We start from the raw sequence: 13,535 nt of genomic DNA on the forward strand, positions 1-13,535 counted from the left end.
CCCGCTCCCACAGTGGGTTATGTTCAGCCTGCGGGAATGGAGGCTGTCGCGGGGTAGACCGACTCCCAGCCACCGCCCAACGCCTTGTACAGCCCCACCATCGCCAGCGACACGCCGGTGGAGCTTTCTACCCACTGCTCCTGCGTGGCCAGCAGCGCGCTTTGCACGGTGAGCACGTTGACGAAATCCACCACGCCTTCGACGTACTGCTGTTGTGCGGTGCTCAACGCGATCTGGTTCTGGCGCACCGCTTCAGCGAGGCTGTCGCGGCGCAGTTGGCTGGCGTTGTAGCGGGTCAGTTGGTCATCGATCTCATGCCAGGCACGCAGTACGGTTTGCTGGTACGCCAGCGCCGCTTCCTGTTGCTGGGCTTCACGCAAATTCAACATGCCTTGCAGGCGCCCGCCACTGAACAGCGGCAGGCTGAACTGCGGGCCGAAGGCAAACGCGCGCGAGCCCCAGGAGCCGAAATCCGAGAGTTGCAGGGCCTGGGAGCCCAGGCTGCCGGACAAGGTGATACGCGGGTAAAAATCACCTTTTGCCACGCCGATACTGGCGGTGGCCGCATGCAGGCGCGCTTGCGCCTGGCGAATATCGGGCCGGCGTTCGGCCAGCTCCGAGGGCAAGCCGATGGCGACCTGGCGCGGGGTTTGCGGCACGGCGGCGTCCTTGGACAATTGCGCATGCAGCGCTTGCGGCGGCTCGCCCATCAGCAGGCTCAGGGCGTTGATCAGTTGGTCCTGACGCTGCTGCAAATCCGGTAAACGCGCTTCGATGGCGGCGACCTGGGCGGCAGCTTCGGCCACATCCAGGTCAGTGGCCACGCCGTCGGCCAGGCGCAGTTGCGAGAGTTTGAGGCTGTGGCGAGCGACCTCGAGGTTTTGCTCGGTGACAGCGCGCGTATTCTGCACGCCGCGCAGCTGGATGTAGTCCTGGGCGGTTTCGGCGAGTACCGACAGCAACACGGCGCGGCGGTCGTCTTCGGCGACTTGCAGGGTGGCGTCGGCGGCTTCGGTTTCGCGTTTGACGCGGCCCCAGAAGTCCAGCTCCCAGGCGGCGGAGAAGCCCATGTCCCATTGGTTGTAAGCAGATTGACCGTTGTTTTTGGACGGGTCGCTCAAGCCTTTGCCACTGTTGCGCTGGCGTACGTAATCCCCGCTGGCGTTGACGTTGGGATAACGCTCGGCTGTGGTCACCTGACGCACGGCGCGGCTTTGTTGCAGGCGGCTGCTGGCCAGTTTCAGGTCGAGGTTATCAGTGAGCGCACGACGCGTGAGGGCCGAGAGCTCTGCATCGTGAAACACGTCCCACCAACGCTCCTGCAAAGGGTCGGTCACCGCGTGGCTGGCTGCCTGACGGCCCTGGGGTTCGCGCCATTGGGTGACTTGCTGGCCTTGGGGCCGCTGGAAATCCGGGCCGACCGTGCAGGCGCTGAGGCTGATCAGGCTCAAGGTGAGCCAGGCAAATGACTTCATTGCTGGGCCACCTCACGCGACTGCGCGACGGGCCGGGTGTCGACTGTGGCTTGCACCGACATGCCCACGCGCAGGCGTTCAATATGGGGCTGGTTCGGCTCCAGGATGATCTTCACCGGAATGCGCTGTACCACCTTGGTGAAGTTGCCGGTGGCGTTGTCCGGCCTGACCGACGCAAAGGTCACGCCGGTGGCAGGCGCCAGGCTCTCCAGATGGCCCTTGAGCAACTCGCCGTCGAGGCTGTCGACGCTGAGTTCTACGGCTTGGCCGGCATGCATATGCGACAGTTGCGTCTCCTGGTAATTGGCCACCACATAGGCCTGGGCCAACGGCACGACCGCGAGGATCTTGCTGCCCGGCGTCACATAGGCGCCGACCCGCACGGCACGTTCACCGACCATGCCGTCCACTGGCGCGACAATGCGCGTGTAGGACAGCTGATAACTGGCCATTTCCAACGCTGCCTGGGCGCGTTTTAGCCCACCTTCCGCTGCGTCTCGCTGGGCGGTGAGGATTTCCACTTGCTTGCGTTCGGCCGCCAGTACGGCCGTGGCTTTGGCCAGGTTTGCCGTTGCCTGGTCGATGCGCGTCTTGGCTTGCTGGGCGTTCTGCACCGTGCCTGCGCCCACGCCGGCGAGGTGGTTGTAGCGGTTCAGTTCGTGCTCGGCGAACGCCACTTCGGCACGGTCGGCCGCGACGGTGGCCTGAGCCTGGGCGATCACCGAGCTTTGGCGCTCCAGGGTCGCAGTGGCGTTCTTCAGCTGGGCCTGGGCGACCAAGGTGTCGGCGTCGGCGGCCTGGGCGGCAGCACGAAAATCGCGGTCGTCGATCAACGCCAATAGCTGGCCGGCCTTGACCCGCTGGTTGTCTTCCACCAGCACTTCCTTGATAAAACCGGCCACGCGCGGCGCCACCAGCGTGAAGTCGGCGGCGACGAAGGCGTCGTTAGTGGTCTGGCGCTGGTTGCCCAGCACGCCCGGCGCAACCAGATAAACCAGGACGCCGACGGCAAACACAGCGATAACGGAGACGGCAATTTTGTCTTTGCGTTTCATGAGAAGTCCTTGAGGCTAGGTCGGAGCGCGAGGCGGAAAGATCCGCGTGGGCATCCAGAAAATCAGCAGGATTAACGCCACCGCGACACCGGCCATGACGTAATAGAGGTCCGAAGAAGTCAGCACCACGGCCTGCTGGTGCAGGCGCTGGGCAAGGCCCGGCGCGTCGCCGTCGGCCAGGGGCGAGTTGCCCAGGTGGTCCACCAGCATGGTCGAATGGAAGTGCTCACGCTGGGTGGTCAGCGTGTCCAGCACGGCCGTGGCGATGACCGCAGCGAGGCCTTTGACGGTGTTGAACCAGGCCGAGGCGAACGGCCCGTCCATCGGCTGGATGCTGCCGGTAGAGAGCATCAGCAACGGCAATACGGCCATGGGTTGCCCGAAAATCTGCAGCAGGTACCAGCCATAAAAATCGTCGCGTATCCACGCCGAGGTGAGGTGCGAGCTGCCGATGCAGCACAGCACCAGCATGCTCAAACCAATGCCCAGCACCCAGCGGCAGTCGACCCAACGCAGGTTGCACAGCGCCGCCACCAGCGGCAGCGCGATCAATTGCGGCAACGCCATCAACAGCATCACCGGCGCGGTTTGCAGTGGTCGGTAACCCTGCACTTGGGCGAGAAAACTCGACGGAATGATGATCACCGAGGTCAGTACCATCAGCACGCCCGCCAGTACGATCAGGGCGAACGCCAGGTTGCGCAGGCCGAGCATCTGCAACTTGAAAAACGGCACGGGGTGCGACCATTCATTGAGCATGAACAGCACCAGCAATACGCCGCCGCCGATCAGCAAAAAGGTGATCAGGCCGGATTCGAACCAGTCCAGGCGATTGCCCTGCAACAGGCCGATCACCAACATGCAGATCGCCGGAAAACCCAGCAGCAGGCCGCGCCAGTTGAACTGCTTGAAGCGCTCCAGGCGCAGCGGGTCTTGCGGCAAGCCGTAAGCCACCGCGGCCATCGCCAGCAGGCACGGCCCGACGATTTGCCAGAACGCCCATTGCCAGCCGACGTATTCGGTCCACAACGCCGCCAGCGGCGTGCCCAGGCTCGGGCCGAAGGTGGCGGTGAGTGCGTAACCGGCCAGGCCGTAGAGCTTGACGTGGGCCGGCAGGAAACGCAGCGCCACCGTCATCAGCATCGGCGGCAATGCGCCGCCGGCCAGGCCTTGCACGGTTCGCAGCACCAGCAGGCTTTCGTAGTTCGGCGCAAACGGGCACAGGATGCCCAGCAAGGTAAACAGGCCGATGGCGCACAGGGTGAAGCGGCGCAGCGAAAACGTCACCGAACACCACGGCGCAAAGGCCATGGCCGCCACGGAGGTGGCCGTGTAGGCCGCAACCAGCCAGGTGCCTTCGTCAAAACCAATGAACAGTGCACCGCGAATATCGGCGAGGGCTACCTTGGTGACCATCTCGTTGAGACCAGAGACCAGCACCGCCAACAACACACCGACCAGGCCGATGATGATGCGCGGGCCGAACACAGGTGGGCTCAGGGCGGTAGGTTTGGCTGCAGCCTGGAGAGCGGGGGCAGCGAGGGATGTCATGAACGCGCAACTCGGAATTAGAAATACCCGAGCAGTTTAATAGGGCGCACACATGACAAAAAAGTTACTTGTTGGAAGCTTATAAGTGCGCCAGACGCAATCCTCATGGGGTTAGGGGCAACTGCCCTGTTGTGGCGAGCAGGCTTGCCCTGCGTTGGGCTGCGAAGCAGCCCCAGTAAAGGCACTGCAGTTTTTCCTGAAACTACTCAGCGTCTGGGTTTGGGGCCGCTTCGCAGCCCAACGCAGGCGGTGCGACGATTCGACAAGCCTGCTCGCCACAAGGGTAATTGGCTGCCTTTAAAAGTTGTGTAAGCGGTGGGTCAGGCAATGAATCCCTACACAGTCAGACCGCCATCGCAGGCAAGCCAGCTCCCACATTGATCGAGTGCACTTCAGCTGGGCTGGGCTTCGAGCCAGGTGGCATGGCAGCTCTCGCGCATGGTTTCGCGCAGCCATTTATGGGCCGGGTCTTTGTCGAAGCGTGGGTGCCAGGATTGGGCCAATACCAACGTCGGCAAGGAGATAGGCAACGGGAAGGCGCGCAATGGCAGGTTCAGGCGGTTGGCGCTCAGCAACGCTTCCTTTGGCACCGGCAGCAGTAGATCAGAGTCGGGCAGCATGAACATCGCGCCGTGAAAGCCTGGGGCGATCATTGCCACGCGGCGCTCCAGGCCTTGGGCATTCAGCGCAGTGTCAATCGGGCCACGGGCGATGCCGCGTCGCGAAATGCTGATATGGGAATAGCTGGCAAACCGTGCGGCGGTGATTTCTTCGTCGAACAGCGGGTGATCTTGCCGCGCCAGGCCAACAAAGGTGGTGGAAAACAAATTCTGTACCTTCACCTCCGGGCTGGCCGGCAACGTATTGCTCACGCGCAGGTCCAGGCGCCCTTCGCGCAGCGCGTCGTCGTCGGTATCACCTTCGGGCACAAAGCACAGCTCGCACAGCGGCGCCATGCGCTCCATGGTGTCGAACAACCGACCGCCGTACACGCCAACAAAAAAGTCATTGGCCCTCACGCTGAAGCGGCGGCGCAAGGTGCTGAGGTCTACCTGGTCCGCGGAGCGAAACAGCAACGCCGCCTGTTCCACCACGTTGCGCACCTGGCCTTGCAGCTGCAAAGCCTTGGGCGTCGGCACCAGGCCGCGACCGGCCCGCACCAGGATCGGGTCGCCCACCGCCTCGCGAATCCGCGTGAGCGTGCGGCTCATGGCCGCCGGGCTGAGGTTCATCCGCCGCGCCGCGCCGACCACACTGCCCTCGTCGAGCAAGGCGTCGAGGGCGACCAACAGGTTCATGTCCGGTAGTTGCATGCCAAGCACTCGTGAGCAGTGGGGAGTGAATTGCACGCAATCCTAGCAGGGATCAGTGGCTCAGCGCTGCATGCCCCAGCGCTTTACGGTGAGCCGCTCGAAAGTATCAAACACCAGGTTTTCCACCAGCAGGCCGATCAGGATCACCACGGCCAAGCCGGCAAACACTTTGTCGGTGTACAGCTCGTTGCGGTTCTGGAAGATGTACCAACCCAGCCCGCCTTTGCCGCTGGTGGCGCCGAACACCAGTTCAGCGGCGATCAGTGTGCGCCAGGCAAAGGCCCAGCCAATTTTCAGGCCGGCCAGGATCGACGGCAGCGCCGCCGGAATCAGGATGAACAACACAAAACGCATGCCCTTGAGGCCGTAGTTGCGACCGGCCATGCGCAGGGTTTCGGACACGCCGAGAAACCCCGAATAGGTGTTTAGCGCCAAGGCCCACAGCACCGAATGCACGAGCACAAAGATCAGGCTGTTCTGCCCCAGGCCAAACCACAGCAGCGCCAGCGGCAGCAGGGCAATCGCCGGCAGCGGGTTGAACATTGAGGTCAGGGTACTGAGCAGGTCGCGGCCCAGTTGGGTCGAGACCGCCAGCGTGGTGAGGGCAAACGCCAGCACGATGCCGATCAGGTAGCCCTTGATCAGCACCGCCAGCGAGATCCAGACCTTGCTCAACAGCTCACCGCTGAGCAAGCCGTCGAACAGTGCTTGGGAGGTCTGCAAAAAGCTCGGCAGCAGCAGGTCGTTGTTCTGGTAGCGGGCGACCGCCTCCCAGAGAATCGCAAGCACGATCAGGATCAAGCCCTTGCGCAGCCAGCCTTGCTGCCACAGGCGTTGGCGCAGGGGCAGTTCGCGCTCGACAGGGACGCTGAGCAGTGGTTCGAGGGTGACTTCAAATTCCTGGCGCATGGTTCGGCCCCTTAGTAAGCAATGCGGATATCGGCGAAACCCAACTCACGTTCGGCTTCGGGCGCTTCATCGAACAGCAGGCGATGAATGCGCCGCGCCGACGCCTGGAATTCCACACCGCCGAGGCTGTGCAGGTCGTATTGATGGCTGTGGATTTCTGCCCGCACGCGCCCGGGATGCGGCGATAACAACAGGATGCGGTTGCCCACCACCAGCGCTTCTTCGATGGAATGGGTGACGAACAACAGGGTGAAGCGCACTTCTTCCCACAGCAGCAGCAGTTCTTCCTGCATCTTGCGCCGGGTCAGGGCATCGAGGGCGGCGAAGGGTTCGTCCATCAGCAGGATTTTCGGTTGCATGGCCAGCGCGCGGGCGATAGCCACCCGGGCTTTCATGCCGCCGGACAGGGTGTGCGGGTAGGCGTCGGCAAAGGCACTGAGGCCGACTTTTTCCAGGTAGTGCAGCGCGCGTTCTTCGGCTTCGCGGCGCTTGAGGGTCTTGGAGGCCAGCAGCGGGAACATCACGTTCTGTTTGACGGTTTTCCACGGTGGCAGTTGGTCGAATTCCTGGAACACCACGATGCGATCCGGCCCGGGTTCGTCGACCTTTTGCCCCAGCAGGCGAATCTCGCCTTCGCAGGGTTTGATAAACCCGGCGATGGACTTGAGCAAGGTGGATTTGCCGCACCCCGAAGGGCCGAGCAGCACGTAACGGTCGGCCGGGTCGATTTCGAAACTGACCTGGTGCGTGGCCCGCACCACACGCTCGGGCGTGCGGTATTCGAGGCTGACGTTGTCCACCGCCAACAGCGGTTTGGCGGTACTCAGGGTGCTGGCCGCGTGGCCTTGCAGGGGCGCGTTCATGTCAACTCTCTTGCCGGGAATCAGAAAGGCGCATCGCCCTGGATGGTGGTGCGAAACAGTTTGCGGCGCAGGTGGCTCGGGCAACCGGCAGCCAGGTGGATCAGCGAGCGGTTGTCCCAGAACACCATGTCGTGGGGCTGCCACTGGTGGCGATAGATGTTCTGCGGCAGCACGCTGTGAGCGTAGAGCTGGGCCAGCAGGTCGCGGCTTTCGTCTTCCGGCAGGCCGACGATGCGGGTGGTGAAACCTTCGCTGACGAACAGGGCTTTGCGGCCGTTTTCCGGGTGGGTGCGCACAATCGGGTGGACCACTTCCGCCACCTGAGCGAGCTGCTCGGGCGTGAGGGTTGGGCGCCAATTACCTTCGAATTTGGTTTCGCTGTAGCGCGCCGTGTAGGAGTGCGCGGCGCTGCGGCCTTCCACGGCTTTGCGCAGGTGCTCGGGCAGTTGGTCCCAGGCTTTGTGCATGTCGGCGAACAGGGTGTCGCCGCCTTCGGAGGGCAGCTCCTGAGCGTGCAGCATCGAGCCCAGGCTGGGCAGCTCTTTATAGGAGAGGTCCGAATGCCAGAATTTACCCGCATCACCCAGGCCGATGGATTGGCCGTTCTCGATGATGTTGGAGACGATCAGGATTTCCGGGTGGTTGGCCAGCAGGAACTGTTTGAGCACGTGGATCTGCAGCACGCCGAAGCGGCGGCTGAAGGCGATCTGTTGTTCGGGGGTGATGCGTTGGTCGCGGAACACCACGACGTGGTGATCCACATGCGCGCGGTGGATGCGCGCGAAGTCTGTGTCGTTGACCGGGCGGGACAAGTCCAGGCCAACGATCTCGGCGCCGACGCTGCCGGGCAGTGGGCGAATCTCGAAGGATTGGGCGGTTGGGGTCGCTGTTGGAACAGTAGAGGTGGCGGACATGAGGGCACTCCCGGTCGGACAGGGGAGTGAATTTATAGGTATAAGAATGGAAGCTTAAATACCGTTAGCGAATATCGATATGCTTTAGGGTTGGGATCTGCGGTGGGGCGGGTGTCGCCATCGCAGGCAAGCCAGCTCCCACATTTTGATATGTGAACACATTCAAATGTGGGAGCTGGCTTGCCTGCGATGAGGTCACAACAGGCGCCGAAGATCAGCGCTCGTGCAACGCCTCGGCCCGCGCCTTGATGATCGGCTTGAGCAGGTAGCTGAGGATGCTTTTCTTGCCGGTAATGATATCCACCGAAGCCACCATGCCAGGAATGATCAGCAACGGCTTCTCGTCGGTGCCCAAGTGGCTGCGATCAGTGCGCAGGGTGATCATGTAGTAGGTGGTTTTCTTGTCTTCATCGGTGATGGTGTCGGCACCGATGCGTTCAAGCTTGGCCTTGAGGCCGCCATAGATGGTGTAGTCATAGGCGGTGAATTTGACGATCGCTTCTTGCCCAGGGTGCAGGAAGGCGATGTCTTGCGGGCGGATCTTGGCTTCCACCAGCAGGGTGTCATTGAGCGGCACGATTTCGACCATGTCGCTGCCCGGCTGGATCACGCCGCCCACGGTGTTGACCAACAGCTGCTTGACGATGCCGCGCACCGGCGAGGTGACCAAGGTACGGCTGACGCGGTCTTCCAGGGCACGGCCGGTGGACTCGGCCTTGTTCAGCTCGGTGCGGGCTTCATTGAGTTGGGTCAGGGCTTCGCTGCGGAATTTGCCACGGGTTTCGTCGATCTTGCGCTGCACTTCCTTGATCGCCGACTCGGCGCGAGGGATCGCCAGGGTGGTGGCGTCCAATTGACCGCGGGTTTCCATCTCGGCGCGCTTGAGGCGCAATACTTCCACCGGCGATACCGCGCCCTGGGCCACCAACGGCTCGGACATGTTGATTTCCTGGCGTTGCAGGGACAACTGGCTGCGGTACTGGCCTTGCTTGGAGCTGAATTCGCGCAGTTCCTGCTGGCGCTGCACCAGTTGCTCCTGCAAACCACCGACTTCGTCTTTTAATTGCTGACGGCGGCTTTCATACAGCGAGCGCTCGTTAGCGGCCTGGCTGGGCGCAGCCTTGAGCACGTCATCCGGGATGTTCAGCGGACGGTCATCCACCTGCGCACTCAGGCGCTCGACGCGCAGTTGCATGGCCAGGCGCAAGGCTTCGGTTTCGCCGGCATTGGAGACAAACCGGGTGTCGTCGAGGCGAATCAACGGCGCACCGGCTTCGACGATCTGGCCTTCCTTCACATACAGCTCGGAGACGATGCCGCCTTCCAGGTTCTGGATTTTCTGCAGCTTGGACGACGGAATCGCCTTGCCGTCGCCACGGGTGACTTCGTCGATGCTGGAAAAACCGGCCCAGGTCACCAGGAATATGAAGAACGCGATGATGGCCCAGATGGTCAGGCGGATCACCCTCGGCGCATCTTCGATCAGCGCTTTGTTGACTTCAGGCAGGGGCTGGCCCTGCAGCGAGTCGGTGCCTTTGAAGTAGCGGCCGACCGCGCTTTTGATGGAGTTAAGCAACACTGATCTGCCCCTTTTTCAACGCTTCCATAACCACGGCTTTCGGGCCGTCTGCGAGGATCTGCCCACGGTCGACCACCAACAGGCGGTCCACCAGCGAGAGCAGTGAGGCACGGTGCGTCACCAGCACCACGGTCTTGCTTTGCACCACGGCTTGCAGGCGTTGTTTCAAGCGTTCTTCACCGGTGTTGTCCATGGCGCTGGTGGGTTCGTCCAGCAGCAGGATGGGCGGGTTGAGCAGCAGCGCGCGTGCCAGGGCGACGTTCTGGCGCTGGCCGCCGGACAGGTTCTGCCCACGCTCGCCCACTTGCAGTTCATAACCTTGTGGGTGCAGGCGGGCGAATTCGTGCACGCCGGCCAATTCCGCGGCTTGCAGGACCATTTCGTCTTCTACATAGCGCGCACCGGAAACCAGGTTGTCGCGCAGGGTGCCGGCCAGCAATTGAATGTCCTGAGCGACGTAGCCGATGTTGTGGCGCAACTCGCTCACGTCGATCTGGCGTACGTCCACACCGTCCACCAGCAAGGCGCCGGAGTCGGGCTGGTACAGGCCGACGATCAGTTTGGCCAGGGAGCTTTTGCCCGAGCCACTGCGGCCGATGATGCCGATTTTCTCGCCCGGTTTGATCACCAGATTGATATTTCTCAGCGCGGCGTTCTGCTGGTTCGGATACGTGAAGTTCAGGCCACGGCACTCAATGGCACCTTGCAGGGTGCGGCGGCTCATGGGCCGCTCTTCGAAATTGCGCTCCTGGGGCAGTTCCATCATCTGGTCCACCGAGGTCATGGTGACCTTGGCTTGCTGGTAACGGGTCAGCAGGCCCGACAGCGAGGCCAGCGGGCTCAGGGCGCGGCCACTGAGCATGTAGCAGGCAATCAGGCCGCCCATGCTGAGGTTGCCGTCGATGATCTGGTAAACGCCGAACACGATCATGATCACGCCGGCCAGTTGCTGTATGAGCAAGGTCATGTTCATCGACAGGCCCGACAGCAACTTCACGCGCAGCTCGAGGCGGCTGAGGGTGCCGATGGTCTGTTCCCAGCCGTACTGGCGCTCGCTCTCGGCGTTGTTGACCTTGACCGCATCAAGCCCGGCGAGGGTTTCGATCAGGCTGGACTGGCGCTCGGCGGCCAGGGCCATGGTCCGCTCCATAGTCGCCACCAGCGGTTTTTGCAGGGCATAGCCGATGCCCAGGGCCAGCGGGAAGGCCAATACCGGGATCCACACCAGGTGCCCGCCCAGGATGGCGATCACCAGGAAAATCAGCAGGGTAAACGGCAGGTCGATCAGGCTGGTGAGGGTCAAGGATGCGAGGAAATCACGCAGGCTCTGAAACTCATGGATGTTCTGCGCGAAGCTGCCAACCCGTGCCGGGCGGTACTTCATGGACATGCCAACAATGCGCTCGAACAGCGTGGCCGAGATGATCAGGTCGGTTTTTTTACCCGCCAGGTCCAGGCACAAACTGCGCAGGCTTTTGAGAACCAAGTCGAACAGGTAGGCGCCGCAGATACCCACGGCCAGCACCCAGAGGGTCGCGGTGGCCTGGTTTGGCACGACACGGTCGTACACGTTCATCACAAACAGCGGCGCGGCCATGGCGATGATGTTGATCAGGAAGCTCGCGGCGATGGCGTCGGTGTAGAGCCAGCGCGAACGTTTGAGCGTGTCGCGAAACCACGAACGCGCCCGAGGGATCAGGGTGCCGTGGTTGACGTCGAATTTGTGCTGAGGCTGGGCGAAGAAGACTTTGCCGATGTAGTCATTGGCCAGCAGCTCACGCTTGATCAGTACTTCACCGCCGTCGCTTTCGCTGAGCAGGATGCGTGCTTCGTCTTCACCTTGCCAACCCACCAGCACGGTACTGCGGCCGTCCTTGAGCAACAGCAGCGCCGGCAGTGCAATCGTCGGGATCTGCTCCAGCTTGCGCTGCAACACCCGGCCTTGCAGCCCGGCACGCGCGGCTGCACGCGGCAGCAACTCGGCACTCAGTCGCTGCGACGGCAGCGGCAAACCGGTGGTGAGCATGGCCGCGCTGGCAGGTTTTTGATGCAGGGCACAGAGCGCCAACAACCCGTCCAGTAACGGGTCGTCGTGGAGCGTGCGTGGATCATGACTGAGATGAACTCGACTGACTTCGGATTCCACGCGGCGCACTCTCGACTAACAGATGGGGCTATTGGGGTGGCTCAATTCATCCCAGGCAGTTGAACTTTAGGTTTCACGTCGTTCTGTACGACGGACGCCATCGGTGCGACCACTCCCTGGCTTTTGAGCAATTCACCCATGGTCGCCTTGATTCGATACTGAGTAAATAACTGAATGTTCTTGATCTCTTCCAGACGACGGGAAGCGGTGAACAATTCGTTCTCGCTGTCGAGCAAGTCGAGCAGGGTTCGTTGGCCGAGGCTGAACTGCTGCTGGTACGAAGTACGCACGCGGGTGCTGTGGTCGACGTATTGCTGGGCAACCGGCAACTGCGCATTGGCGTTGTTCAAGGCGTTCCAGGCCAGGCCCAGTTCTTCATTGAGTTGGCGCAAGGCGTTGTTACGGATATCCAGGGCTTGGCTGGTCTGGTACGACTTGGACTGCAAGTCGGCCTTGTTGCTGCCACCGGCGAACAGGTTGAAGCGCATGCGCACCATGGCTTCCCAGCCGTTGTTATGGCTGGCGTCGCCGGCTACGTTGTTATCGGCGTTGGTGCCAAGCTCGGCATCAAAGCGTGGGTAGAAGGTCGACTTGGCAGCTTCGTACTGGCTCTCGGCGGCGGAGATATCCGACTCGGCCGAGCGCAGGATCGGGCTGTTATCGAGCATCTGGCGACGGGCTTCATTCAGGTCCGCCGGCAGCATGGCCATAAATGGCGCTGGGCGCTCAAGCTGGTCGGGCATCTGGCCGACGGCGCTGAGGTAGTTGACCTGGGAGTCGGCCAGGTTGGTCTGCTCGGTGATCAGGTTGTTGCGAGCCTGGGCCAGACGCGCTTCGGCCTGGTCCTGGTCGGCACCGTTGCCGACACCGCGCTGGGTGCGCAATTTGATCTGGTCGTAGATGCGTTCGTGGTTGCGCAGGTTCTCTTCGGCCAGGCGCACGAATTCGCGGCGGGTCAACACGTCCAGGTAGACCTGGGCCACGGTCAAACCGGTGCGCTCGGAGGTGCCGAGCAAGGAATAAGCACGGGAGTTGACGTTGGCTTGTTGACGCCCAACTTCGCTGGACGTGGCGAAACCGTCAAAAATCATCTGTTGCAGGCGCAGGCTGGACTCGCCGCGGTTGAGCGTGTCCCAGTGGTTGCCGTTTGGGCCGTTGGCGGCGCGGGTGGTGGAGTTATCGGTGCCTTCGCGACCGTAACCGGCGTTCAGGTCAACGCGCGGCAAGTAACCACCTTGAGCGGCGCGCAATTGGTAATCGGCGGCGATACGGCTGTTCACGCCGGCCTGGATTTCCGGGTGCACATCCAGCGCCTGCTGCATGGCCTGGGGCAATGTTTGGGCTTGTACGAAACCGGCGGCGAGTACGAACGGTATTGCCTTGAACAGGTTCAAACGCATTTAAAAATTCCCCAGGACTTCTTGTCTCAAATCACAGCGATTGATACCGCTGCGTCGGATAATGGCTACCGTAATGACCGTACGTCGGAAAGTTCAAAAAGCGGAACTGCTTCACACATGTAGGACGGTTCGCCGCATAAATATCAATGTGACATTACGGGGCCAATTGTTTAGGATGGCGACCATAAGGTCAATACTTTGGCATAAACTAGATAACGAATAAATCTAGCCAATTATTTGACGCCAGTAACTACTTATACTACACCCCTCCTGTTTGGCCCTCCCCCCCCCCCCGCGAGCGGCCACATGGAATTCATCAGTAACGGATCG

General features: G+C 61.8%; 10 protein-coding genes. All 10 read right to left on the minus strand.

All coding sequences use genetic code 11. From position 1 onward, the window contains the following. Window positions 1-23 precede the first annotated feature (23 nt). Window positions 24-1,475 carry an efflux transporter outer membrane subunit gene (locus tag HBO41_RS28515; protein ID WP_169988648.1) on the minus strand — a complete coding sequence of 484 codons (1,452 nt, stop codon included), beginning with the start codon at window positions 1,473-1,475 and terminating at the stop codon, window positions 24-26. After that, entirely contained in the window at window positions 1,472-2,530 is a 1,059-nt protein-coding gene (locus HBO41_RS28520; RefSeq protein WP_169988650.1) for an HlyD family secretion protein, read from the minus strand. The genes HBO41_RS28515 and HBO41_RS28520 overlap by 4 nt, the downstream gene beginning before the upstream one ends. Before the next feature lie 15 nt (window positions 2,531-2,545). Continuing rightward, window positions 2,546-4,081 carry an MFS transporter gene (locus HBO41_RS28525; RefSeq protein ID WP_017136614.1) on the minus strand — a complete coding sequence of 512 codons (1,536 nt, stop codon included), beginning with the start codon at window positions 4,079-4,081 and terminating at the stop codon, window positions 2,546-2,548. Window positions 4,082-4,473: 392 nt separating this feature from the next. After that, on the minus strand, window positions 4,474-5,394 hold the full coding sequence (locus HBO41_RS28530; protein ID WP_017136615.1) for a LysR family transcriptional regulator: 921 nt from the start codon (window positions 5,392-5,394) through the stop codon (window positions 4,474-4,476). Between the two features lie 60 nt (window positions 5,395-5,454). Next, window positions 5,455-6,303, minus strand: a complete 849-nt coding sequence (locus HBO41_RS28535; RefSeq protein WP_017136616.1) for an ABC transporter permease — start codon at window positions 6,301-6,303, stop codon at window positions 5,455-5,457. Between the two features lie 11 nt (window positions 6,304-6,314). Next, on the minus strand, window positions 6,315-7,166 hold the full coding sequence (locus tag HBO41_RS28540) for an ABC transporter ATP-binding protein (protein WP_017136617.1): 852 nt from the start codon (window positions 7,164-7,166) through the stop codon (window positions 6,315-6,317). 20 nt (window positions 7,167-7,186) lie between these two features. Further along, entirely contained in the window at window positions 7,187-8,080 is an 894-nt protein-coding gene (locus HBO41_RS28545) for a TauD/TfdA family dioxygenase (protein ID WP_017136618.1), read from the minus strand. 214 nt (window positions 8,081-8,294) lie between these two features. Next, window positions 8,295-9,659 carry an HlyD family type I secretion periplasmic adaptor subunit gene (locus HBO41_RS28550; protein ID WP_017136619.1) on the minus strand — a complete coding sequence of 455 codons (1,365 nt, stop codon included), beginning with the start codon at window positions 9,657-9,659 and terminating at the stop codon, window positions 8,295-8,297. Beyond that, on the minus strand, window positions 9,649-11,805 hold the full coding sequence (locus HBO41_RS28555; protein WP_026013663.1) for a type I secretion system permease/ATPase: 2,157 nt from the start codon (window positions 11,803-11,805) through the stop codon (window positions 9,649-9,651). Before HBO41_RS28555 ends, HBO41_RS28550 begins: the two co-directional genes overlap by 11 nt. A gap of 41 nt (window positions 11,806-11,846) precedes the next feature. After that, window positions 11,847-13,205, minus strand: a complete 1,359-nt coding sequence (locus HBO41_RS28560; RefSeq protein ID WP_017136621.1) for a TolC family outer membrane protein — start codon at window positions 13,203-13,205, stop codon at window positions 11,847-11,849. Between the last annotated feature and the right edge of the window lie 330 nt (window positions 13,206-13,535).

The organism is Pseudomonas sp. WS 5146 (assembly GCF_012985495.1).
Lineage (GTDB): Bacteria > Pseudomonadota > Gammaproteobacteria > Pseudomonadales > Pseudomonadaceae > Aquipseudomonas > Aquipseudomonas edaphica.

Excerpts from the sequence above, each read along its gene's own strand:
- HBO41_RS28515 (WP_169988648.1), bottom strand. The coding sequence starts at position 1,475 with ATGAAGTCATTTGCCTGGCTCACCTTGAGCCTGATCAGCCTCAGCGCC.
- HBO41_RS28520 (WP_169988650.1), bottom strand. The coding sequence starts at position 2,530 with ATGAAACGCAAAGACAAAATTGCCGTCTCCGTTATCGCTGTGTTTGCC.
- HBO41_RS28525 (WP_017136614.1), bottom strand. The coding sequence starts at position 4,081 with ATGACATCCCTCGCTGCCCCCGCTCTCCAGGCTGCAGCCAAACCTACC.
- HBO41_RS28530 (WP_017136615.1), bottom strand. The coding sequence starts at position 5,394 with ATGCAACTACCGGACATGAACCTGTTGGTCGCCCTCGACGCCTTGCTC.
- HBO41_RS28535 (WP_017136616.1), bottom strand. The coding sequence starts at position 6,303 with ATGCGCCAGGAATTTGAAGTCACCCTCGAACCACTGCTCAGCGTCCCT.
- HBO41_RS28540 (WP_017136617.1), bottom strand. The coding sequence starts at position 7,166 with ATGAACGCGCCCCTGCAAGGCCACGCGGCCAGCACCCTGAGTACCGCC.
- HBO41_RS28545 (WP_017136618.1), bottom strand. The coding sequence starts at position 8,080 with ATGTCCGCCACCTCTACTGTTCCAACAGCGACCCCAACCGCCCAATCC.
- HBO41_RS28560 (WP_017136621.1), bottom strand. The coding sequence starts at position 13,205 with ATGCGTTTGAACCTGTTCAAGGCAATACCGTTCGTACTCGCCGCCGGT.